General features: G+C 45.4%; 19 protein-coding genes and 1 pseudogene. 9 read left to right on the top strand and 11 right to left on the bottom strand.

Features of this window, described 5'->3' with window-relative positions; all coding sequences use genetic code 11:
- The first annotated feature begins 17 nt into the window (after positions 1-17).
- Positions 18-158, top strand: coding sequence for a photosystem II reaction center protein Ycf12/Psb30 (gene psb30, locus D0A37_RS20465; protein WP_242717077.1), 141 nt, complete (start codon positions 18-20; stop codon positions 156-158).
- A gap of 136 nt (positions 159-294) precedes the next feature.
- Here the strand turns inward: psb30 and recJ are convergent, their stop codons facing one another.
- The gene (gene recJ, locus D0A37_RS20460; protein WP_242717076.1) at positions 295-2376 is read right to left on the bottom strand and encodes a single-stranded-DNA-specific exonuclease RecJ; all 2082 of its coding nucleotides are present in this window, start codon (positions 2374-2376) and stop codon (positions 295-297) included.
- 364 nt (positions 2377-2740) lie between these two features.
- On the opposite strand from recJ, the gene D0A37_RS20455 reads away from it, so the two are divergent.
- Positions 2741-3646 carry a bestrophin family protein gene (locus D0A37_RS20455; RefSeq protein ID WP_242717075.1) on the top strand — a complete coding sequence of 302 codons (906 nt, stop codon included), beginning with the start codon at positions 2741-2743 and terminating at the stop codon, positions 3644-3646.
- 66 nt (positions 3647-3712) lie between these two features.
- On the opposite strand, the gene lnt is transcribed toward D0A37_RS20455, so the two are convergent.
- The 3 genes from lnt to D0A37_RS20440 all read right to left on the bottom strand — a co-directional run bounded on the left by lnt (position 3713) and on the right by D0A37_RS20440 (position 7588).
- Positions 3713-5329, bottom strand: coding sequence for an apolipoprotein N-acyltransferase (gene lnt / locus D0A37_RS20450; protein WP_242725656.1), 1617 nt, complete (start codon positions 5327-5329; stop codon positions 3713-3715).
- Positions 5330-5611: 282 nt separating this feature from the next.
- Positions 5612-6694 (bottom strand): photosystem II q(b) protein, encoded by a 1083-nt coding sequence (gene psbA, locus D0A37_RS20445; protein ID WP_242717074.1) that lies wholly within the window; start codon positions 6692-6694, stop codon positions 5612-5614.
- A 546-nt stretch (positions 6695-7240) separates the two neighbouring features.
- Positions 7241-7588: a histidine triad nucleotide-binding protein gene (locus tag D0A37_RS20440; RefSeq protein ID WP_242717073.1), complete on the bottom strand. Its 348-nt coding sequence runs from the start codon at positions 7586-7588 to the stop codon at positions 7241-7243.
- Positions 7589-7814: 226 nt separating this feature from the next.
- Here D0A37_RS20440 and D0A37_RS20435 point away from each other — a divergent pair, with 226 nt between their 5' ends.
- From D0A37_RS20435 to D0A37_RS20425, 3 genes are all read left to right on the top strand, one after another.
- Positions 7815-9344 (top strand): YifB family Mg chelatase-like AAA ATPase, encoded by a 1530-nt coding sequence (locus tag D0A37_RS20435; RefSeq protein ID WP_242717072.1) that lies wholly within the window; start codon positions 7815-7817, stop codon positions 9342-9344.
- Positions 9345-10151: 807 nt separating this feature from the next.
- Positions 10152-11537: a hypothetical protein gene (locus D0A37_RS20430; RefSeq protein WP_242717071.1), complete on the top strand. Its 1386-nt coding sequence runs from the start codon at positions 10152-10154 to the stop codon at positions 11535-11537.
- Between the two features lie 132 nt (positions 11538-11669).
- Positions 11670-11918 (top strand): hypothetical protein, encoded by a 249-nt coding sequence (locus D0A37_RS20425; protein WP_242717069.1) that lies wholly within the window; start codon positions 11670-11672, stop codon positions 11916-11918.
- Positions 11919-11968: 50 nt separating this feature from the next.
- Here the strand turns inward: D0A37_RS20425 and D0A37_RS20420 are convergent, their stop codons facing one another.
- Positions 11969-12811 carry a hypothetical protein gene (locus D0A37_RS20420; RefSeq protein ID WP_242717067.1) on the bottom strand — a complete coding sequence of 281 codons (843 nt, stop codon included), beginning with the start codon at positions 12809-12811 and terminating at the stop codon, positions 11969-11971.
- Between the two features lie 428 nt (positions 12812-13239).
- On the opposite strand from D0A37_RS20420, the pseudogene D0A37_RS20415 reads away from it, so the two are divergent.
- Positions 13240-13660, top strand: a pseudogene (locus D0A37_RS20415) (transposase); the annotation flags it as partial.
- 182 nt (positions 13661-13842) lie between these two features.
- On the opposite strand, the gene D0A37_RS20410 reads toward D0A37_RS20415, so the two are convergent.
- Together D0A37_RS20410 and D0A37_RS20405 are read right to left on the bottom strand one after the other, a co-directional pair.
- Entirely contained in the window at positions 13843-14241 is a 399-nt protein-coding gene (locus D0A37_RS20410) for a DUF4342 domain-containing protein (RefSeq protein ID WP_242717065.1), read from the bottom strand.
- 866 nt (positions 14242-15107) lie between these two features.
- Positions 15108-15344: a hypothetical protein gene (locus tag D0A37_RS20405; RefSeq protein ID WP_242717063.1), complete on the bottom strand. Its 237-nt coding sequence runs from the start codon at positions 15342-15344 to the stop codon at positions 15108-15110.
- Between the two features lie 456 nt (positions 15345-15800).
- On the opposite strand from D0A37_RS20405, the gene D0A37_RS20400 reads away from it, so the two are divergent.
- Both D0A37_RS20400 and D0A37_RS20395 read left to right on the top strand, forming a co-directional pair.
- The gene (locus tag D0A37_RS20400) at positions 15801-17285 is read left to right on the top strand and encodes a sensor histidine kinase (RefSeq protein WP_242717060.1); all 1485 of its coding nucleotides are present in this window, start codon (positions 15801-15803) and stop codon (positions 17283-17285) included.
- An 89-nt stretch (positions 17286-17374) separates the two neighbouring features.
- Complete coding sequence (locus D0A37_RS20395; RefSeq protein WP_242717059.1) at positions 17375-17515, top strand: hypothetical protein; 141 nt, start codon at positions 17375-17377, stop codon at positions 17513-17515.
- A gap of 75 nt (positions 17516-17590) precedes the next feature.
- On the opposite strand, the gene D0A37_RS20390 is transcribed toward D0A37_RS20395, so the two are convergent.
- The 4 genes from D0A37_RS20390 to D0A37_RS20375 all read right to left on the bottom strand — a co-directional run bounded on the left by D0A37_RS20390 (position 17591) and on the right by D0A37_RS20375 (position 21762).
- Entirely contained in the window at positions 17591-17971 is a 381-nt protein-coding gene (locus D0A37_RS20390; RefSeq protein ID WP_242717057.1) for a hypothetical protein, read from the bottom strand.
- A 123-nt stretch (positions 17972-18094) separates the two neighbouring features.
- Complete coding sequence (secF, locus tag D0A37_RS20385) at positions 18095-19063, bottom strand: protein translocase subunit SecF (RefSeq protein WP_242717055.1); 969 nt, start codon at positions 19061-19063, stop codon at positions 18095-18097.
- Positions 19064-19181: 118 nt separating this feature from the next.
- Complete coding sequence (gene secD / locus D0A37_RS20380) at positions 19182-20579, bottom strand: protein translocase subunit SecD (protein ID WP_242717053.1); 1398 nt, start codon at positions 20577-20579, stop codon at positions 19182-19184.
- A 199-nt stretch (positions 20580-20778) separates the two neighbouring features.
- A complete protein-coding gene (locus D0A37_RS20375; RefSeq protein ID WP_242717051.1) occupies positions 20779-21762 on the bottom strand; it encodes an alpha-ketoacid dehydrogenase subunit beta in 984 nt (327 codons plus the stop codon).
- Positions 21763-21955: 193 nt separating this feature from the next.
- Here D0A37_RS20375 and D0A37_RS20370 point away from each other — a divergent pair, with 193 nt between their 5' ends.
- Positions 21956-22531, top strand: coding sequence for a Uma2 family endonuclease (locus D0A37_RS20370; RefSeq protein WP_242717050.1), 576 nt, complete (start codon positions 21956-21958; stop codon positions 22529-22531).
- The last annotated feature ends 16 nt before the right edge of the window (positions 22532-22547 follow it).

The raw sequence follows: 22547 nt of genomic DNA, 5'->3' as shown, positions 1-22547 counted from the left end.
TACAGTCAGGAGGACACATGGACTTTATAACCGATCTTTTCAGTGGTATGGCTGGTGTAGACTACCAACTCATTGTTCAGGTAGCTTTACTCGCAGCCGTCGTGCTTTCGGGCCCGATCGTGATTTTTCTGTTGGCAGCTAGAGGCGGCGACCTGTAATTATAGCACGCTGCGGGGCGATCGAGAGTTGGGAGTTTTGAGTTTTAAATTATTCAAAATTCAAAACGCTCGATCGCCACTTTTCCCTGCTGCACCTGCTTTGTTATCAAATACCGGGTTATCAAATACCGAGTTATCAAATACCGAGGGCGTGTTTAGCAGTTTGAATCAAATTCTCAAAAAAAGGTAGAGATACATCGACTTCTCTAGCATCTTTGCGGGAGTTGCCTAACAAACCGATATTTTGTCCAGGTGCAACAGCCAAAACTTGTCCTTGAGAATTGCGAATTCTCAATTCCTCGATCGAGCCAGCAGGAGACAGACTGCAAGAATAAGTGCGATCGCAATAATCAAACTCCACTTTTCCGAACATCGGCGGCCTAGAAGTAGCAGCATTTGCGGGCAGCCGGACACCCAACAATTCTAACTCAACCGATGTCTTGCCATTAAAACTATTTTCCCGCAATCGGTAAGCAATATCCACCCGCCGAGGCAAAGGAAAATATTCCCCCCAACGCCAAGCAATCGCCTTCACACTAGCCGATAAATTTCCATCTTGAGTTGCAGTTAGTTTAACGTGACCTCCTTTACCAACAATTTTCTGTTCAGTTATGCAAACATTAGGCGTCCAAAATACAGGAGCCTTATTTTCAATCCCGCAAGGTTCCAGAGCATCAATTTGTCGGTAAAGATCGAGATTAATCTCTGCCAAATCTGCCTGCACATCTACTGAAACCAGCGGTTTTAGGTGTTCCGGTTGCAAACATTGATTGGCAAAAATTGACAGTTGATTGCGGAATTCTTCGAGGTTATCAGCAGGCATAGAAAAACCGCCAGCCGCTTTGTGTCCGCCAAATTTAGTTAATAAATCAGCGCAAAAATTCAGCCCGTCAAATACATTAAACTCAGGAATTCCCCTCGCCGAACCCCTGATAATTTTATGGGCAACCGCCCCTACAGCCTCATCCTCAAAAGTACCAATAAACACAGGTACGCCGTAGCGTTCCACTAACCGAGAAGCCACAATCCCGATCACCCCGTGGTGCCAACCGGGTTGCACGACAACTAAAACTCGTTCTTGTTGCAAATCGAGATCACTTTTCTCGCACCAAGCGATGGCTTCTTGCTCAATTTCCTGGCACAACTCCTGCCTGCGCTGATTGATTTGTTCGCACTGCATCGCGTTTTTGAGAGCCAATTCGCGATCGTCCGTAGTCAGCAACTCTATCACAATTTGAGGGTCAGCCAGCCGCCCCACAGCATTAATCCGGGGGCCAAGCCTAAAACCAATATCTTCAGGCTTTAACGTATGGCTAGCTTGGCTTTTTGAATTCAGAAGAGGTAAACTTTCCGCACTTCCCGGCTGCACTCCAGCCACGTGAATCAAAGCCTGAATACCCGCCAATTGCGAGTGAGGCAACAGTCGCAAGCCCCGCTTCACCCAGCGCCGATTAACTCCTGTCAAAGGCGCTAAATCCGCAATAGTTCCCAACGTAAATAACTCCAGCAGCGGATTCACCAACCCGCCCACTTTTTGCATATCCTGAGCCAAAGTAATAGCCAAAACATAAGCAACGCCTACGCCAGCCAAACCGCGATAAGGTGAAGATTCCGCGATTAATTTGGGGTTGAGAATAGCATCAGCCGGCGGCAGTTTTGGCGGCAAGTCGTGGTGGTCTGTAATAATAACTTTGACACCGAGTTCTCGCGCTCTGGCAACCGGGCCGTAGGCTGCAATTCCGTTGTCAACCGTGAGAATGAGAGCGACACCTTCGGAGTGAAATTCTTCTACAATGCGATTGTTAATCCCATAACCTTCTCGCATCCGGCTGGGAATAGCATAATCCACATTCGCCCCCAGAGCCCTCAGAGCGCGTAGCAACAAAGCGGTGCTCGTCATCCCGTCAGCATCGTAGTCGCCGCAAATCGCAATTTTTTCCCCTTGCGAAATCGCCTCCCGCAACAATTTGACACTCGCAGCCAAATCGGGAAACTCATCCATTGGCGCGGGCAAAACCAGAGATTCCGGTTCGATAAACTCTTGCACTTCTTTCAGAGAATCGATGCCGCGGTTAATCAGCACCTGTGCTAGCAAAGGCGACAAACCGATTTCCGTGGCAAACTGTTCGGCTTGCTGTGGTTGAGGCGAATAAATTTGCCACCGTTGGTTTGGCAATCGGTGAAAATGCGGGGGCACAGATGTGGGTAGCTCTTGCACGGAAGCTGAGGTTTAAAGATACATAGTTAATCTTACCGAATTAAGTCACAGCGTCAATCAATTGTAGATTTTAGATTTTAAATTGAGCCTAAAGATGAGTTTTGTGGGTAAAATCCAAAGGTTGTTTGTAGGAAAGCTTTTTTTGGAAGCTCTCACCCCACCCAAATAGGGATACAAGCGCTGACAGCAGTGGTGGAGACCAAAAAATTTTAGACCAAAGTTCAAACCCTCCAGATTTATCTGTGGAGTCAATCTAAAATCTCGAATCTCCAATCGACTGGTGACAGCCGAAGAACTAGGTTTACCAGGCATTTGCGCTGCCCGCGCTAGGGCAGGGCTAATTTAATTTAATGAGGAGACTTGCATGAGTGGCGATCGACCACCTTGGTTTAAAATTGCATTACAGGTTCGCGGGTCTGTCATTCCCTCAATTTTGCCCCGCGTTTTGCTGTGCGGGGGCTTTGGAGTTCTTATTTCCCTGCTGCACTTTTTTAAGTTGCCAGTTTCCATGCCCATTTTGTCGAGTATTGTACCGAGTATTGTCCTGGGTTTACTGTTAGTTTTTAGGACAAATACAGCCTACGAAAGATTTTGGGAAGGGAGAAAAATGTGGGGTACTTTAGTCAACAACGTCCGCAATTTGGCGCGCCAAATCTGGGTAGCAATTGAGGAAAAAGAGCCGCAGGATATCGTAATCAAAAAGTCAGTCCTGCGCCTGTTACCTGCCTTTGCAGTGGCGATGAAACTGCACTTGCGGCAACAAAAAGTAAATCCAGAATTGGAGGCATTAATGTCCCCAGCGCAGTACCAAAAACTCAAATCAATGAACAATCCTCCCCTAGAAATTGCCTTTTGGATTGAGGATTATATGCACGAGCAGTACGAGCGCAATTGCCTGAATGTCTATCAGTTAACGGCTATGAATGAGTTGCTCAACTCTATGATTGATGTATTAGGTGGCTGCGAGCGGATTTTGAAGACGCCTATCCCTTTGGCTTACGCGATTCACTTGAAACAATTATTGTTGCTTTACTGTTTAGCACTGCCCTTTCAAATGGTGAACGATTTGACTTGGGGAACCGGCGCAGTTGTGGCTTTAATTAGTTTTACTTTGTTCGGTATCGAAGAAATCGGCATTGAAATAGAAAATCCCTTCGGACACGATGCCAATGATTTGCCTTTGGATAATATTTGTGCTGCCATGCAGATCAATATCGACGATTTAATTTCTTTATCTCCTAGCGTTCACGAACAGGTGAAAGATAAGTAGAGTCATTCGATTTTAGATTTTAGATTTTAGATGGGTAGATAAAATCTAAAATCTAAAAGCTTCTGGTTAATTTTTAACAAGAAACCGCATTAACCCAGCCAATACTAACAATACAGGCGTCAGCCAATCTCCCCACCGCACGTACAAAGTCCGCGTTTGCCGCCGATAAATAGTAGCATCTCGGACTTCATAAGTATTAATTCCCGACTTCCAAATCGTCTCACCGCGAGGATTTACAAAAGCAGAATAACCCGTATTAGTTGCGATAGCCGCCCATCTATCCGTCTCTATTGCCCGCATCACATCGAGAGCATGATGTTGATCCAACATCGGCGGTTTGTAATGGGCATTGTTGGAAGCGGTGATCATAAATTCGCCTCCATTCGCTGCCTGATATCGGAAAATTTCCGCAAAGGCAGAATCGTAACAAATTCCGACAATGGCGCGGCCAAACGGCGTATCAAACAATTGTTTAGAATTACCGGGTACTAAATGAGCATCTAAGGGAGAAAGGCGATTAATAATCCCGCCTAAGATTTCGTAAAAAGGGATATATTCACCTAAAGGCACTAGCTTGAGTTTATCGTAGCGACCCACAATTTCTCCCGTGCGATCGATGGCCAATAAGCTGTTAGTGATACTATTGTCTTGCTGTCCGAATCCTCCAACCCAAGCCACAACGCCGCGTTCGAGAATAGCTTGGTAAAAGGAAAGAGTAGAACGCTGATACTCGTTTGTCCAGATAAAAGGCAAAGCTGTCTCTGGAATTAACACAGCATCGACTTTTCTGTCTGCTAACTGTTTGTATCCAGTGGTGTAACCTTCCAAAGCGCGCCCCCAACCCCCTGAGTCAAACTTAATCTCGTTAGGAATATTGCCTTGAATAATGCCAATTTTTAAAGCGGTTGCAGCTTCTTGATTCAAAGGGCGATTGTACAAACTCCATCCTACAATATGCAAAACTACACACAAACTAGCAGGCAAAATATAAGCAATCCACTTCTTCCTTCTTTCTTCTTCCTTCTTCCTTCTTCCTTCAATAAAAGCTTCGCCAATTAAGCCATTTACTGCTACAATAGCGGCTGTTACGGCGCTGGGGCCGGAGAGTTGACCGAGGTGCAATATTGGTAAATTGTGGGGGCTTTGCGTATATGATAGGGATGTCCACCACAGCGAACCTGTACTCCAAATACTTTCTAAGGCACACCACAAAGCTGTGCCAATTAAAACGCGAATCACGGGCAAGATGCCTGTGCCACTAATTTTTTGGGAAATCCCAGGCAAGATGCCTGTGCCACTAATTTTTTGGGAAATCCCAGGCAAGATGCCTGTGCCACTAATTTTGGAAATTGCGATCGCAAATAGCCACGCCCAAACGGCAACTAAGGCGGCTCCCCACAGAGTGATGAAAGCCCAGCAAAAAAGTGCGATCGCCAAACTCGGCCACCAAGGAACTCCCAACCAAGTCATGGGGTGAATTCCCATAATCCAAGATAAAGCTAATCCGTGATAGCCAATTCCCCAGAGTAAAGGAAGAAGCAAAAATGAAGCAGGAAGGACAATAAATTTTGGTTTTTTTTGTGTTATTATTGGTCGTTCATAACTAACAACCAAGACCCAGAGGGGAACTAGGGCTACCCAAGCCAATAGCCAAGCATTGACTGGTGCGGTTGTCAATGCCATCAAAATGCCGCTAAAAAGTGCGATCGCCCAGGCTAATATTTTAGATTTATGAACCGCGAGTTTTTCCAATTTGGGCCTGTTAAATATCGCCACTTTGATGATTGCTAAAAATCATAATTCTTAATCAATATATCAGATCGATCGGGAAGTTCGGCAAGGCGCAGTATATAGGATTTAACGGATTTAACGGATTTAACAGAAAAAAATCTCTCAAATTCTACTTGCCAAAACAAAAAGCGCCCCTATTTCTAGGAGCGCTTTTTGTTAAATCAAAAGCTAAATTTAGCCGTTGATGGAAGGAGCAACCATTGCTACTGGGGTGACTTCACCGGCGGCCAAGTCGAGGGGGAAGTTGTGAGCGTTGCGCTCGTGCATTACTTCCATACCCAGGTTAGCGCGGTTGATGACATCAGCCCAAGTGTTGATGACGCGACCTTGAGAGTCGATAATCGATTGGTTGAAGTTGAAACCGTTCAGGTTGAAAGCCATTGTCGATATACCCAAAGAGGTAAACCAGATACCGACAACTGGCCATGCACCTAACAAGAAGTGCAAAGAACGGCTGTTGTTAAAGCTCGCGTATTGGAAGATTAACCGACCGAAGTAGCCGTGGGCTGCAACGATGTTGTAGGTTTCTTCTTCTTGACCGAATTTGTAACCGTAGTTCAAAGATTCAGTTTCGGTTGTTTCGCGAACCAAAGAAGATGTTACCAAGGAACCGTGCATAGCGGAGAACAGAGCACCGCCGAAGACACCAGCAACTCCCAACATATGGAAGGGGTGCATCAGGATGTTGTGCTCGGCTTGGAACACGATCATGAAGTTGAATGTACCGGAGATACCCAAGGGCATACCGTCAGAAAAGCTGCCTTGTCCGATCGGGTAAATCAAGAATACTGCGGTTGCGGCTGCAACTGGTGCAGAGTAAGCGACGCAGATCCAAGGACGCATACCTAAACGGTAGGACAATTCCCATTCACGACCCATGTAGCAGAAAACGCCAATGAGGAAGTGAAATACTACCAATTGGTAGGGGCCGCCGTTGTACAACCATTCATCGAGGGAAGCTGCTTCCCAGATGGGATAGAAGTGAAGCCCGATCGCATTCGATGAAGGCACAACAGCACCACTAATGATGTTGTTGCCGTACATCAAGGAACCAGCAACTGGTTCGCGGATGCCGTCGATGTCCACAGGAGGAGCAGCGATGAAGGCGATGATGTAGCAGATGGTGGCACTCAGCAAGGTGGGAATCATCAAGACGCCGAACCAACCGATGTAAATCCGGTTGTCAGTGCTAGTTACCCACTCGCAGAACCGTTCCCAAACGTTGCCGCTTTCGCGACGCTGTACGGTTGTTGTCATTTGGTTTATGATGGCTTAATTGAATTTTCAATGTTCATTGTGGGAATGCCCCACGTTTATATTAGTAACACCATTCACTAAAGTTTGCCAAGGAATTACTGGTGACAATTTAAAGATTTTACAAACATTTACAAAAACTGGATTCTTGGTAAATTTTTGTAGTCTTTTACAAAGTAAAATTACACACCACACGGTTTAAATATAGCGATCTGAAGAACTGAATCTATTGTCTGTAGCTTGGTTCAACAGTTCGAGCCAATTATTTTTGTTCAGGTCAATTCTCTTTCTATCTAAATATCTGTTAATTAGGTCTTGAAGAGATAATTTTTAATATTTATTAACATCTAACTGGTGGCTTCTGCGAGGGGAAATTTTTATCGGGAGAATACTGAAAAGCTGGTTTTTAGTGCGATCGGGCTGCATTCTCAATAATCTCGAATCAAGCGGGTTTGACGAAAAAAGAAACCCGGTTTCTGAGGCGCTGGGCAATAGAAATCAACCGGGTTTCTGAGGATGAGTCCGCAAGTTCTGCGTAAAAATTAGGCTTTAGCCTGGGGGCCACTTCATCTGCCGACCGCCGAGAATGTGAAGGTGCAGGTGGTCTACAGTTTGGCCGCCGTCGCTGCCGCTATTAATGACGACGCGATAGCCGTTGCTAAGTCCGAGTTGTTCTGCTACCCGCTTGACAGTCAGCAGCAAGTGTCCCATGAGATCATGATCTCCAGACTCGGCATCGGCTAATTTGGCAATAGGCTGTTTGGGAATGACGAGGATATGGACGGGCGCTTGCGGATGGATATCTCTGAACGCGAGGGCCAAGTCGTCTTCATAAACGATGTCTGCCGGAATCTCTTTGCGGATGATTTTGCTGAAAAGCGTTTCTTGAGTTGTCATGGGTGGTTAACGAAGGAAGAGGGAAGAGGGAAGAAGGAAGAAGGAAGAGGGCGGAAGTGGGAAGGGGGAAGGGGAAGAGGTTCGAGGGAAGACCCAGCAGGAGAGAAGGAAGAGGAGAAAAAGAAGAGGCAAGGAAAAGTTTTTCTTGCCTCTTCCGATATTCATTAGTCATTGTTAATCATAATAGATGATGAATCAAGGACAGGCAAATTAAGGATAAAGAAAAATGCTTGCTAGGGTTTGGAGTGCATCGATCGTTGGAATTGACGCGGTAAAGGTTGGTGTTGAGGCTGATGTGTCAGGCGGGCTACCGAAAATTGTGGTTGTGGGATTGCCAGATTCTGCGGTGCAAGAAGCTAAAGAAAGGGTTAAGGCTACGCTCAAAAATTCGGGATATGCTTTTCCGATGCGGAGTATTGTGATTAATTTGACTCCGGCGGATTTGCGGAAGGAAGGGCCGAGTTTTGATTTGCCGATCGCCATTGGCATTTTAGCAGCATCGGAACAAGTCAGCGGTCAACTTTTGGGAGATTATTTGTTTTTAGGGGAACTTTCTTTAGATGGGAGTTTGCGGCCTGTGGCTGGAGTTTTGCCGATCGCCGCTGCTGCTCAAAAAATGGGTATTTCCGGGTTGGTGGTACCGGCTGGTAACGCGCAGGAAGCGGCTTTGGTGCACGGAATATCTGTTTATGGTTTTGAGAATATTTTTGCAGTTACTGATTTTTTGAACAATCCTGAAGTTTATTCGCCTGTAGAAGTAAACGGTCGAGAAGAGTTAGCAAAAACCCGGTTTTTGGGTCTAGATTTAAAGGATGTAAAGGGGCAAATTCACGCGCGGCGGGCTTTGGAAATTGCGGCGGCGGGGGGACACAATTTAATTTTTGTGGGGCCGCCAGGGAGCGGTAAGACGATGTTGGCGAGGCGTTTGCCGGGTATTTTGCCGCCGCTGACTTTTGATGAAGCTTTGGATGTAACTCAAATTCATTCGGTGGCGGGGTTGTTGAAGGATAAGGGAAGCTTGGTGGGCGATCGACCTTTTCGCAGTCCTCACCATTCGGCATCAGGCCCTTCTTTGGTTGGTGGCGGCAGTTTTCCGCGTCCGGGTGAAATTTCTTTAGCACATCGCGGCATTCTTTTTTTGGATGAATTAACTGAGTTTAAAAGAGATGTTTTGGAGTTTTTGCGACAACCGCTGGAAGATGGCTATGTGACGATTTCTCGAACTAGACAATCGGTGATGTTTCCGGCTCAATTTACATTAGTTGCGAGTACGAATCCTTGCGCTTGCGGTTATTACGGCGATTCGATTCAACAGTGTACTTGTTCACCACAAAAGAGGGAGCAATATTGGGCAAAACTTTCGGGGCCTTTGATGGATCGGATTGATTTGCAAGTGGCGGTTAATCGTTTGAAACCCGAGGAAATTACGCGACAACCGACGGGGGAAGAGTCGGAACCGGTGCGGGTGAGGGTGCAGCGGGCGCGAGAACTCGCAACTCGCCGTTTTCAGTCGGAATCTAGTTTGCGCTGTAATGCGGAGATGCAAAGCAGCCACATTAACAGATGGTGTCAGTTGGATGATGCTTCTCGGAATTTATTGGAGATGGCGATTCGGAAATTGGGGCTTTCGGCGAGGGCGAGCGATCGCATTTTGAAGGTTGCTAGAACTATTGCTGATTTGTCGGGGGATGAAAGCTTGAAAACGAATCATGTCGGGGAGGCGGTGCAGTATCGGACGATCGATCGGATGCAGTAAACAGCGGCTCCAAAGACACAATCCCCCCGAACCCCGACTTCTGAAAGAAGGTGGGAATCTAACAATGGATTAGGCGATTGAAATCGCTTCTAAACATACGAAGTCCCAGCAGAGAGGGACTAAGGGATTAAGGGGGTATTTAAGCTCGATTGATGTTGTCCAATTATTTAATGAAGCCAGTGAAACGCCCCGATGTTCCTATGTTTATTGTCGGATTTTGTGCTGCATGATGCCAGGATCACTGGTCACAGTTGTGGAAGTTCTGTTAGTATGAGATTGGGGGAGGCGACAGCAAACCAAGGCAGCAGTTAAAGTGGCGATCGAGGAAGCTTTAGCTCGATTTCCCGAAAGATACTCAACTGAAGTGTATCAGCCCAAATGTCAATAGGTTTATCAGCACGTCTACGAATCTTATTCTGAGGTCGGATGCAGGATTTATACCACCGCAGTTTGAAGCTGGTGTAAATGCTACCCAGGCACAGCTTTTGTCAAAAATTCATCATAATTTCATCAAAAATTCATCAATTTTTTACCCACTTTTTATCATATTTACTGTAATTTATGATACCGATAGCCGAAGTTGCCCTAATCTCCACAACGCCCGAATTTTTAATATTTAATTTCTCGCTCTCGCTCTCCCTCGCTCTGCCTCTCTCTTCCTCGTTCTTCCTCTATTCCTCGCCCCCTCTCCCTGTTTCACCCTAAAATTTGCAATTTTTGAGTTACGAATCATGGCACGATCGCAGCGCGTTTTGATACCATGCAATCAAGCGCAAGACAATCAGGGAATGCACTGGAGGTGTGTAAATGGAGCTTTTGGCAGAACAAAAACGGTGCTTGGATTGCTTGGTAAGCTCGATCGAGCAATTGGAAGGTCGAGTAGACATTCCAAAGCTGGAGCAGATAGCTGAGCTAATCATTCAAACGATGAGAGGGCCTTGGCGCTACTTTCACACGTCGGAACACATTTTTGAGGTCGGGGGGTCAGTCGATCCGATCGAGGTGCTGGCTGCGCTGTTTCACGACCTCGTGTACGTGCAAGTCGATCAGGGCGTTAGTTTCAATATTAGCAGCGCCCTTTGTCCTTTTGTCAAAGAGGTGCGATCGCAGTTAGTTATTAGAGATGAAAGCGAACTGCCCGACGATGCCATGTATCACCTAGTGGCCTCAGTCTTTGGGTTTATTCCCGGCAAGACTCTCTCTCCGTTTGCCGGTCAAAACGAATTTTTGAGTGCTGTTATTGCTGCCAAATGTTTGGAGCCTTTTTTGCCAGCTAGTACGATCGCTGAGATAACAGCTTGCATTGAGGCTACTATTCCTTTTCGCCCGGTTTCGCCCAGTGGTTTGAGCGCGATCGAACTGTTGCACCAGCGTTTGGTAAGTGCGAATCGCGATTTTAACTTGGCATGGAGCGATGCCCAAACCGTAGAAATTGTCAAGCGAGCGGTCAGGTTAGCAAATCGGGATGTAGAGAATTTTGCCTCTCCCAATTCCTCTAATTTCTTAGACAATACCTGGAACTTGATGCCAGAAACCAACCACGAATTGGGCAATGCCAATTTGTATACTGTTGCCGAATATCGCAAGTCTCTGCAAAAAATGGAAGGATTTTTGAAGTTCCTCACACCCGAACTGGTTTTCCAGCAGTTTAGGCAAGAGCCGGACGATGAAACCTACGCTAACCTGATTGCCAGAACTCGGAAAAATATCGCCGTTGCTAAAGTTTATCTGGGTATCAAGCTAATTACTATCGCCATTTTAGAAGCTCTTTCCTACCGTTTGGGCCGCGAGATTCCGCTTTCAACTATGATGGGAGAATTGCGCGCACCCGGATCTAAAACAGCGGTTTTGGAGGATTACTTGCCCAAAAAACAGAGCGCCTACCCATTAGAAAGTCAGTTAGAAAGAGAGGTTTTAAATTTGTTAGCAGTAGGACGAAATCAAGAATCTCGCTATGATATTAAAAACTCTCCCGTAGGTACGTTTATTATCAAATCTATCGGCTTTGCTGAAACTGAAAACTTGTTGAAGAAAGCTCAAGAGTTTTTTGCAGATCCTACTTCCTCCGAAGAGTTTCTCTCTTACTGCGCTCCCAATGTCATCGAGACCATCTCCTCCGGCGTGATGAAACTCTTTGACAGCCGGAAGACGGCTTTAGGGAAAGTTAAATTAGTTCACCAAACCGTTTCTTAGGATAGGTTGGCACAATCTTAAAACGTTTTCCATTGCAGAAACCAGGTTTCTTGAGTTCAGCCACAATGTCCGGTTAGTCTGAGATGTTGCACCATTCTCGCTTAACAGGCTTTCGCGCCTGTTCGGCAAAGAATGAGTTTTCTTGTGGGGAGTAGGGGTTGGGCAGGAGATCCCGCCCAAAAAAGATTATTGAGAATGGTGCAATATCTCAGTTTAAACCATAAAAAAAAGTCCTCTTTAACTCATATGTTGCAGCATTCTCAATTAGCCTTTTATGAACAGGCAAGATGCCTGTTCCACAATAAAATTTATATTTTGTGGAACAGGCCGGAAAGCCTGTTGCTGACAATGGTGCAAGATATCAGCTTTAAAGGACTTTAGCGATGAGTCTGGGGTTTGAACCCCAGGCGGACTAATTAAACATCCAACTTCTATTGCGGTGAACCAGTCGTACCCTCTGCGCCGGAGTTGCTATCAGGTACACCCGTATCCGTAGGATTAGAATCGCTCTGGCTTTCCGTATTAGTTGGGTCGCTCGTACCTGCTCCAGAAGCACCATCATCTTGAGTTGGAGATGAAGTAGCTGAACTCTCAGGTGCTGGAGTTGCCGGAGGAGAAGCTGGCTCATCCTGCGGAGTCGGAACCGTAGTATTGGTATTATTTGACGGCGAAGATGGAGTCGGCGCTGCTTGCTGAGCGGGTGCATCTTGCTGCTGTGAATTTGGAACCGTAATATTGATATTGGGAGCCGGATTTGCTTGAGGAGCCGGCGTAGCGTTTTGAGCTGGACTTGGTTGAGGAGCCGGCGTAGCCTTTTGAGCTGGACTTGGTTGAACCGGAACCGGAACAATCTTTTGAATGATCGTTTTTTCTCTCTCTATAGTCCGAGTCGGAGCAGGTGTTGCTGAAGGCTGATTCGCTTTCGGTACAACAATCACAGGAGCAGCAGTAGGAGTAGGAGCCTCCTCACCCCGATTGAAGTAATATACACTGCCCAGAACTAAGCCTGCCAAAGAAGCAAGAAGAATTCCTAACAGTAACCCGCGGCCCGCATTCTCATTATCGCGGACTTCTTGGACTCCAAGTTGGCGGTGGTTTTCGGCCATTTCACCCTGTACATAACCTTGGTGATGAGCTGCTTCTTTAGAAGCTTTCCCCGTTGTACTCGGAACACTTGTAGTAGTTCGCGTTGTACTGACGTGACCGTTAGTTGCATCGGTGTGAACTTCTTGATGAATTTCACGGCTAGAGCTATTTTCTTCGTTAGGTTTCATAATTATCTTAGCCACAACTATTCAAAAAATATTGGTCTGTAGGAGATGCTCTGGTTTGAAAACTTGAACTAAGCTGTTCAGCATTTAAATCACTTACTTCGATTCACTGTCAAGATTTAGTCAAGATTCAGTCAAGGTTTAGTCAAGATTTAGTCAAGGTTTAGTCAAGATTCCTGTGTAAACCTTGCGCGTTTTGGTCATACCCAGTTTAAATGCTTAACAGCTTAATGCTTAGGAAGTTTAGAGAACTTTTGGTTTTTCCTTCATCTGTATCGAATCTAACTAGCAAAGGCATTAACCAGGCTCTACCCTCCGACTGATTGTCTGAGTCCTCCAAGGGAATAGGATTAGCCGGACTTAAACAACAAATACGGGCTAAATGAGTTTATATACTTGCTCTGCAAGCATATAAACTTAAAAGATGAGCAATGAAAGAGACAACCTCCGCCGCAATGCCCCCCTGCTTTTATAAATGGTGTCAAAGATTTGACGATATCTTTCGTCATCAAGCCCAAAAACGGGAGTTTAGGAACTATTTAGGCGAATTATTGGGAGAAAGTGAGCCAAACCACCTCTCGCCGATGGTGGCACACGCTGTCCGAGTAACTTACCATAAATTATTACCCCATTTTTTAAGGACAGTGCCTTGATCATTCAGTGAAATGAATCAACGGCGGCTAGAGGTAATGAATCATTGTCACCCAAGCAAGATTAGTCGAGGATTTAGCGTCATCATAGATGATTCATTACATCCTTAAAAGTGGCAGCTTTACGGCCGGAGTGGGAAGACAATTCATCAGAGAAATCGGGAAAAAAGAGAACGGAGTAGTAACACTTACTACCCCTCTCTTGATGAAGCGAGTTTATGCTTGAAATTTGTTTAAGCCCGGTTAGATAACCACACTTAACTTTTTAGTAATAAAGGCAAGTTTTTTCTCATCCATAAAGAGATGACGATCGTAACTCACGACCAACAAGCTTTATTACGGGAAATTAACCGGACAGGAGCCTTGCTAACAACTGAATTTTTTTTATTCTGTTCTTTCAATGATGATGGTCATGTGAGCGACTAATGCACCTATCGCTCCTACTGCTGCAATGACGGGAAACAAGGCCGCACCGATGACTCCACCGACTACTCCCACCGTCAGAGGAACTTCTACCAAAATCCGTCCCTCTTCATTTTTGATAATGATGCGGCGGATATTTCCTTCGTGAATCAGTTCTTTAACTTTAGCAACCAAATCGTCGCCGTTAATTTTTACCTCCTCGACGCTAACTTTTTCCTGAGTATAAGCAGGGGTTTGTAAAGGAGTCGTTTCAAAATTAACCTCAGCAACTTTTTGGGTCGAAACTTTTTCAGATACAGGTATTGATTCGAGCTCTCTTGTCCCGACTGGTTCTTGTGCGCGATCTGTAGGTGTGTCCATTTTTTGTTCTCCTTTTAGGTAAAAATATTTTTGTATAGATTTATATTGAAATATAACACGCAACTTTTGTTGAATCAATCATTCTTTTGGGTGATCTTGCTGCTGCTGTCGTGATTTTCTCAAGGTATGATGATGAAAATTCCCTCACTCTCTCGCTTGTGGGCTTATCCTATCTGTCCCTATCTCCTTGTGCCGTTTAGTTAACTGTCTGCTTCTGGCCCTCGCAACGCCCCACCCTTGAAAAACCTTCTATCCAGACAGCCAAAGGATAAAAGCGAGTTTCACACTCTCAGAGGCTCAGACTCAACAGATGTACAGGTTGAGATACTGACATTGTACTGAAAGTACGATCGTCCCGCCGTGTATATAATTACCACCTCTAGTTCGGGAAACCGCACATGAAAACCGTCGCTTACTTTCCTCAAATGTCATTTCAATTTAGCTCAGTGCGATCGCCCAACCAAACCCCACCCCCCGAGGTTCCTCAAATCAACATCTTAGAGTTTCTAATGAGAATTGCCTAAAATCAAGGGGGAGGAGAAGTAATAATGATCGAAATATAATCGCCACCAAACCAACTTCCTCAAATTGAAGTTGAAGTTGGCGAAAGTTCGAGTAAAACTGAGATGTTGCACCATTCTCAGTAAGGCTTTTATGGGCGGGCTCTGGGGCCCACCCCACAAGAAACTTGATATTTTGTGGAACAGGCCGGAAAGCCTCTTGCTGACAGAGGTGTAAGATATCCGGTAAAACAGAATTATTTGCTTCTGCTTCCTCTTGATTCTCCGTGTCCCATTTGCCAGCGACAGAATTTGAATCTCAAGTTGGTGCCCCGACGGTACTTTTCGGGAAACTTTTAAGGCACATCAAGCGGATGTGTGGAATGTGAGTTTTAGTTGCGATCGCACAACTTTAGCATCGGCCGGGAAAAATTTCGTCGATAAACCTTTGGAGTCTCGATGTGGGTAAAGTATAAACTGCCGAACTTGACAAATTGCTCGCAATCGGCTTTCCCTAGCTCGGAGACTACCTACCATACAATCTTCGGGTTGAGTGCGATCGGCATTTGTGCGAAAAAACTGACAATTGACATTTCTTGGCAATTCGCCGACACCGATTTGGCCTGAATTGTCAAATAGGCGATCGGCTGCAGATTTGTCGCTATTCTTGTCTTATTGTAATATAATTTTACGCAAGGGGTAATACCAAATGTACTACCACAGGTCGCAGATGTCTATCAATCTGAACCAAATTAATGTCATCAAACATTAAAAATAGTTATGACTGTTATATTCGGATTAGTAGAATCTTGGATCGGTCAAATTTACTACATAATTAGGTTTCAAAGGAGTGTCTGCTGTTAAATTAATCTAACCTGCAATAGCGTTTCGGGTGACACCCGCACGATTTAAGATCCAAAAAATTCTGCTGAATTAACTCAATTTGAGCGAGCAAAGTAGAGTTAATTTCATAGCTATAAAAAAATAGAAAATGCAGTACAAATAGTAAGCAATACTCCAGCAGCCAACCGCTACGGTCAATTACCAAAGGAGGGAGCAGTGTATGAAAATGACGGGTTGAGTCCCCTGAAATCACCGCTTAGTTTGCCATCGACTCTACAGGAATTAACCTTGTACGACTTTCTCCTAGAATCAGAGTGCCCGGGGGACGAAGTTGCTAAAATTTTTCAAGCAAACCCTTTAGTGCCCGGCATCATCATCACTCAGCAAGGAAAGTTTATAGGGATGATTTCGCGGCGGCGTTATTTTGAACACATGAGCCGCCCCTACAGTTTGGAGTTATTTTCTCAACAGCCTTTGTTCATACTCTACCGCTTTACTAAAACTGATATGTTGGTTCTCGATCGCGACACCTCAATTATGACGGCAGTGCGGCAGTCTTTGGAGCGATCGCCAGAACTAATCCACGAACCAATTGTAGTACAAGTAGAACCGGAAACTTACAAACTTTTAGACGTACACCAACTGCTGCTTTCTCAGTTGCAAATTCACGAGTTATCCACCGTGGTGATGCGCGAGTCGCAAGCGCAATTAAGACATCAAGCCCAACAGCTCGAACTTGCCCTGCTGGAACTTCAGCGCACTCAAACTCAACTAATTCAAACAGAGAAAATGTCTTCTTTGGGGCAGTTAGTAGCAGGAGTAGCTCACGAAATCAACAATCCGATCGGCTTTATCTACAGCAATTTGCATCACGCTAAAGAATACACGCAAGGTTTAATGCGGATGCTCGATATCTACCGACAGCACTGTCCCCAACCCATCGCAGCAATTGAAGCGGAAGCAGAAAAAATCGAACTCGATTATGTGCTAGAAGACTTGCCGAAAGTCTTAAATTCTATGCAGCAAGGTGCAGAAAGAGTGCGCGACATCGTTTTGTCGCTGCGGAATTTTTGCAGATTAGACGAAGCTCAAATGAAGCAGGTCAACATTCACGAAGGTATCAACAACACGATTATGCTTTTGCAAAGCCAGCTTAAAGGGAAACCGGGGCAGGAGGCGATCGAAATTTACAAAGAATACAGCGACTTGCCGCTGGTGCAGTGCTATCCCGGACAGCTCAATCAGGTATTTATGAATATTTTACTTAATGCAATTTACGTTCTGGTTGAGTCTAATAAATACGAAAATTTTGATAAAAAAATCCCGAAAAAGTCCCAATCAGGCGAGGAAAAGCAGTCTTGTACAAAAACTCAATCATCAGTTTCTAAGTCTACCGGCCTGATTCCTACGATTCGGATTCGCACGGAGTTAAGTGAGAAAAAAAAGGTAATAATTAAAATTTCTGACAACGGCCCGGGAATGACAGAAGATGTTCGGAAGCGGTTGTTTGACCCTTTTTTTACTACTAAGCCGGTCGGCCAAGGAACGGGTTTGGGACTGTCGATTAGCTATGAAATTGTTGTCAATCAACACCGTGGCCAATTGAAGTGCTCTTCGGAACCGGGAAAAGGAGCAGAATTTGCGATCGAAATTCCACTTCAACAGTCTTCCGTAGCACAGATGTTGCCTCGCTTTGCGTGATACAACAGAAGGAAGTTCGGCAACGGATTACTGTAACGGATGTAACGGATGTAACTGAGATCTTGCACCATTCTCGCTTAACAGGCAAGATGCCTGTTCCACAAGAAAATTCACTCTTTGTGGAACAGGCATCTTGCCTGTTCATAAAAAGCTTATTGAGAATGGTGCAACATTTTAGATGTAACGGATGTAACGGATGTCAGGAAGAAGGAAGAAGCAATAAAAGTTAGGGACTCGGCCGTTGAAACCGCTTAAGAGTCAAACTTTCGTCTCTCTTTAAGATATTAAAGAATAAAGCCCGTCGGCTACCGCGAACCTTTGCAAACCCACTTCCACAAAGGATGACTCGGCCCCTGTTGGCGAATGCGGCGAACTTGTTGTTCCAAACTCTGTTTTTCCCGCAGGGGCAATCCTCGCACCATATTGCGACTTTGCCAAGTTAGCACTGCTAAAGTCATTCCCAAGCACAAACCCAAACCGAGAGTCGGCCAGCGATGGAAAGATAAACCGTAGCGCACCGCCACCCAAGTGAAGTGTTCTAACCACAAAGCGATTTCGCGGCGCAAACCCCAAATGCTCAAAGAACCGACGCTAATCCACAGCAATATCACAGTTAACCAGCGGCCGTAAACTGTTAGTTTGTGAAGCCTTTGGACTTCACTTTGAAAAGTTTCGTCATTTGTCATTGGTTATTTGTCATTTGTCATTTGTCATTTGTCATTGGTTATTGGTTATTGATGATTTATTATTAGTCAGTCAACAGTTAACCGTCAACAGTTAACCGTCAACAGTTAACCGTCAACACTCAATTAAACTTCCTCTGACTGGTTGATTCCTTCTGCGGGGACGGGGATGGAGTTGCCGGTGCGACTGCGCCACCAAGCTAGTAGCGTACTGGCAACGAAAATACTCGAATACGAACCAGCAATAAAACCGATAATCAAGGCTAAAGCAAAGTATTTGAGGGTTTCGCCGCCAAACAAAAAGATTGAAAACAATGTCAGCAGCGTGGTAAACGTTGTGTTAATTGACCTTCCCAGCGTCTGCATGACAGCATCATCGACAATTTGATCGATCGACTGTCCCGGATTTAGCTTGATTACTTCGCGCACGCGATCGTAAATTACCACCGTATCGTTAACAGAAAAACCGATAAGTGTCAAGAGCGCTACCACAAATAAACTGTCAACTTCCACTCCTTGAACTAAACCTAAAAATGAGAAAACACCAAGCGTGACCAACACGTCGTGAAACACAGCCACAAAAGCAAAAAAGGCATAATCCAACTGAAATCGGAAGGTCAGATAAGCAGTAATTCCAGCAAAAGAAACCAACAAAGCCAGCAAACCCGAAGTAAACAACTGTTTGCCGAGGGTAGGCCCAACCGTATCAATTTGAGTAGATTGAGGAGCAAAAACGCCTATTTTTTCGCTCAAAGCTGCTTGCAACTTAGTCCGCTGTTCGACATCCAAAGTTTTTGTTCGCAGCGACAAACCCTGCTGTTCTTGGCCGATAACTTGAATGCTGCTGCCCGCTAAACCCTGGGTGTCGAGGATTTGGCGGACAGCAGCAATATCGATGGGTTTACAATTTTCTGGTTTCGTGCAGTCAAGTTCAAATTGCAGCCGAGTACCGCCGATAAAGTCCAAACTGGGGCGCAGCGGTGCGCGGATGTCGGGACGAGTCCAAGAAATCGCCATCGACACTATACCTGCGAGGATTATAGCCGCGGAAATACTCCACCAGAGCGATCGATATTTGATTACACTGAATTTCATAATTTGAAGGAAGAAGGAAGTTCGGCAACGGATTGTCTAACGGATTGTGTAACGGATTTAAGAAGGAAGGAAGAAGTTAACAGTCAACAGTCAACAGTCAACTGTTAACTGTTAACTGTTAAGTGTTAGCAGTTTTCGACAAATTAGGACAGAACCACTGAGGTTTCCGCAATGCTGGAAAGCTCAATACTACGAACAGCAGAGTGCGGCTGCAAGTGAGCGCAGTAAACATACTCACTAATACTCCCAATGCCAGAGTTACAGCAAACCCTTTAACTAAACCAGCGCCTAACCAGAACAAAGCAACACAAGCAATAACTGTTGTGACATTGCCGTCTAAAATGCTGGAAAAAGCGCGGTAAAAACCCGATTCTACAGAGCGATAAAGCGATTTCCCGGCCCGCAACTCTTCCCGCGTGCGCTCAAAAATCAGCACGTTAGCATCTACGGCCATCCCGATGCTGAGCACAAAACCCGCAATTCCTGGCAGCGTTAATGTCACTCCCAAAAGCACGAAAGCTGCCCAAGTTAACAGAGCATAAATTAACAGAGAAATATTAGCAATTACGCCGGGGAGTCGATAGTAGGCCACCATGAAAATCAAGACTAGAATTAAGCCGCCGATACCTGCGTTAATACTGCTTTGAATGCTGTCTTTACCCAAGCTAGCGCCGACAGTGCGGTTTTCTACAATTTCGACAGGCACCGGCAAAGCGCCGCCCCGCAATTGCACTGCCAAATCGTTGGCTTCTTGGGTTGTAAAGTTGCCTTGAATTACGGCACTCCCACCAGTAATTCCTGTTTGGGCAAATTCAACGCCGACGACTGGAGAACTGATCATTCTTTCGTCTAGGAAAATACCAATACTGCGTCCGGTGCCGGCTAAATTTTTCGTGAGTTGGGCAAAGAGTTCGCCTCCTTGGGTATCGAAAACAAGAGCAACGTTCCAGTTGTTCCCAGAGGCCAAGGGTTGAGGTTGAGCATCTTTGAGGTTTTCGCCACCGAGGCCGCTGCTTTTGAAGAGTTTGGCGATCGCCTCATTGCTTCTTGTCAAAGCAGCCTGATTTTCTTTAATAGCCGCCTCATTAGGGCTAATTTTCAATTCTGCTTGTTTGACCAGCAATTCCTGCTGCAACTGCCTTTCAATGGCTAATTGTGCTTCTGTTCCGGGCAGTTGTTCCAGAAATTCTAGCTTGGCCGTGCCGCCCAAAACTCGTTCTGCTTGCTGCGGGTCATTTACTCCGGGCAACTGCACGAGAATTTGGTCTTCTCCTACTGTTTGGACTAATGCTTCGGAAACACCCAAACCGTTGACGCGGTTTTCGACAATCCGCCGCACTGCTTCTAACATTCCCTGGTCAATTTTGGGAATTGTGGGGGTAGTTTTTACTTGAATTGTGAGTTGCGACCCTCCTTGCAAGTCTAATCCCAGCCGCGTCGGAATTGTTACTATTACAGTAATGGCGGCGATGATTAGAACAAAAATTAGGGCTAATATGGAACGTTGTTTTTGCATATTTAATTATTAGTCATTAGTCATTAGTCATTAGTCATTAGTCATTAATCATTGGTCATTAGTCAGTAGTTAGGTGGAAGAAATAATCAATCTGTGCATCCGTGTTTTAGCATCAATGTCCTGCGGGCAGATATCGTTAGTTTTAGCGAACAACCAAAGAGTGATAACTAATGACTAATGGCTAATGACTGATGACTATTTATACTCGCAATGCTACCATTTTTTGGACGGCTTCGACAATTTGAGTGGGCTGGACAATTGTCAGTCTTTCCAAATTGCCGTTGTAAGGTGTGGGAATATCTTGTGAAGACAGGCGTAAAACCGGTGCGTCGAGTTCGTCAAAAAATCGATCGCTGATTGAGGCAATTAGTTCAGCACCGATGCCTCCTGTTTTCATGCACTCCTCTACAATAATTACTTTGTGAGTTTTGCGAATGGATGCGCCAATAGTCTCCATGTCCAGGGGTTTGAGAGAAATTAGGTCGATTACTTCTGGATCGTAACCTTCTTTTACCAGTGCGGGCACGGCTTGCATGACGTGGTGCCGCATCCGAGAATAAGTCAGGATAGTGACATCTTTGCCCGATCGCACAATTTCTGCTTTGTCCAGCGGCACTAAATATTCTGTTTCTGGCAAATTTTCTTTGAGGTTGTAAAGAAGAACGTGCTCGAAAAACAGAACCGGGTTATCGTCGCGGATGGCTGATTTTAAGAGTCCTTTGGCGTTGTAGGGAGTCGAACAGGCGACTATTTTCAAACCGGGTACTGCTTGGAAATATGCTTCTAAGCGCTGGGAGTGTTCCGCGCCGAGTTGCCGGCCCACGCCGCCGGGCCCGCGAATTACCATTGGCATTTTGAAGTTGCCGCCTGATGTGTAGCGCAGCATTCCGGCGTTGTTGGAAATTTGGTTGAAGGCCAGCAGCAAAAAGCCCATGTTCATGCCTTCGATGACCGGCCGCAGTCCCGTCATTGCTGCGCCTACTGCCATGCCTGTAAAGCTATTTTCGGCGATCGGGGTGTCGAGCACTCTAAGTTCGCCGTATTTGTTGTAGAGGTCTTTGGTGACTTTATAGGAACCGCCGTATTGACCTACGTCTTCGCCGAGTACGAATACGGCGGAGTCGCGGGCCATTTCTTCGTCTAACGCCTCGCGGAGGGCGTTGAACAATAAGGTTTCTGCCATAGGAGGTTAAGCAATGATTGCAGGAGGGTCAGACTAGAATCTTAACCTTTCGGGGGTGTGGATGAGGATGCGATCGCAAATTTGAGAGTTAAAACCTGAGACTTTGCCAATCTTTATCATAACATTTGTATTATGTCAATGAATATTTAAGTTAAAATAATACTAACTTGCCTGCCCACAGCAGAGGAATATTATGCTCCACACAAAAACTCAACTCACTCTGGAAGAGTTTCTCACTCTTCCCGAAGGAGAAGGCGATATTACCTACGAACTTATTGACGAGCAAGCAGTACCGAAAATGTCACCTAAAAAATTTCATTCTCGCCTCACCAGAAGCCTAATAAAACTCCTCGAACAGTGGGGTGACGAACGGGGAGAAATTGGTGTAGAATGGGCGGTAAAATTAACCCGGCAGGGGCGAGACTGGGTGCCAGTACCAGACCTTTTATATGTTTCTTACCAACGCTTATCTCCTGACTGGAATCAAGATGAAGCCTGTCCTGTAGTCCCAGAATTAGTCATAGAAATTATTTCACCCGAACAAACTTTCGGTCAGTTAGCTGCTAAAGCGAGAGATTATTTAGATGCTAAGGTATTGCGGGTTTGGATAGTAGATAGCAAGGCGAGAAGCATTACAGTTTTTTACCCCGATGCAGCACCGCAGACTTATATGGGAAATACCCTATTAAAAGATCCACTTTTTGAGGGATTAGAATTTACGGCGGAACAGCTATTTCAAATGGCCAAAATACCGCCAACTTTTTTGTAGGATGAATGTGTGGTAG

It is taken from the genome of Microcoleus vaginatus HSN003 (assembly GCF_022701255.1).
GTDB classification, from domain to species: Bacteria; Cyanobacteriota; Cyanobacteriia; order Cyanobacteriales; family Microcoleaceae; genus Microcoleus; species Microcoleus vaginatus_B.
This window is presented reverse-complemented; position numbering and strand designations above follow the sequence as displayed.

What these genes read in the sequence shown, in the direction of transcription:
- psb30 (WP_242717077.1), top strand. Translation starts at nt 18, where the DNA reads ATGGACTTTATAACCGATCTTTTCAGTGGTATGGCTGGTGTAGACTAC.
- D0A37_RS20455 (WP_242717075.1), top strand. Translation starts at nt 2,741, where the DNA reads ATGAGTGGCGATCGACCACCTTGGTTTAAAATTGCATTACAGGTTCGC.
- lnt (WP_242725656.1), bottom strand. Translation starts at nt 5,329, where the DNA reads ATGGCATTGACAACCGCACCAGTCAATGCTTGGCTATTGGCTTGGGTA.
- psbA (WP_242717074.1), bottom strand. Translation starts at nt 6,694, where the DNA reads ATGACAACAACCGTACAGCGTCGCGAAAGCGGCAACGTTTGGGAACGG.
- D0A37_RS20440 (WP_242717073.1), bottom strand. Translation starts at nt 7,588, where the DNA reads ATGACAACTCAAGAAACGCTTTTCAGCAAAATCATCCGCAAAGAGATT.
- D0A37_RS20435 (WP_242717072.1), top strand. Translation starts at nt 7,815, where the DNA reads ATGCTTGCTAGGGTTTGGAGTGCATCGATCGTTGGAATTGACGCGGTA.
- D0A37_RS20430 (WP_242717071.1), top strand. Translation starts at nt 10,152, where the DNA reads ATGGAGCTTTTGGCAGAACAAAAACGGTGCTTGGATTGCTTGGTAAGC.
- D0A37_RS20425 (WP_242717069.1), top strand. Translation starts at nt 11,670, where the DNA reads ATGAGTTTTCTTGTGGGGAGTAGGGGTTGGGCAGGAGATCCCGCCCAA.
- D0A37_RS20420 (WP_242717067.1), bottom strand. Translation starts at nt 12,811, where the DNA reads ATGAAACCTAACGAAGAAAATAGCTCTAGCCGTGAAATTCATCAAGAA.
- D0A37_RS20410 (WP_242717065.1), bottom strand. Translation starts at nt 14,241, where the DNA reads ATGGACACACCTACAGATCGCGCACAAGAACCAGTCGGGACAAGAGAG.
- D0A37_RS20395 (WP_242717059.1), top strand. Translation starts at nt 17,375, where the DNA reads ATGCCTGTTCCACAAGAAAATTCACTCTTTGTGGAACAGGCATCTTGC.
- D0A37_RS20390 (WP_242717057.1), bottom strand. Translation starts at nt 17,971, where the DNA reads ATGACAAATGACGAAACTTTTCAAAGTGAAGTCCAAAGGCTTCACAAA.
- secF (WP_242717055.1), bottom strand. Translation starts at nt 19,063, where the DNA reads ATGAAATTCAGTGTAATCAAATATCGATCGCTCTGGTGGAGTATTTCC.
- secD (WP_242717053.1), bottom strand. Translation starts at nt 20,579, where the DNA reads ATGCAAAAACAACGTTCCATATTAGCCCTAATTTTTGTTCTAATCATC.
- D0A37_RS20375 (WP_242717051.1), bottom strand. Translation starts at nt 21,762, where the DNA reads ATGGCAGAAACCTTATTGTTCAACGCCCTCCGCGAGGCGTTAGACGAA.
- D0A37_RS20370 (WP_242717050.1), top strand. Translation starts at nt 21,956, where the DNA reads ATGCTCCACACAAAAACTCAACTCACTCTGGAAGAGTTTCTCACTCTT.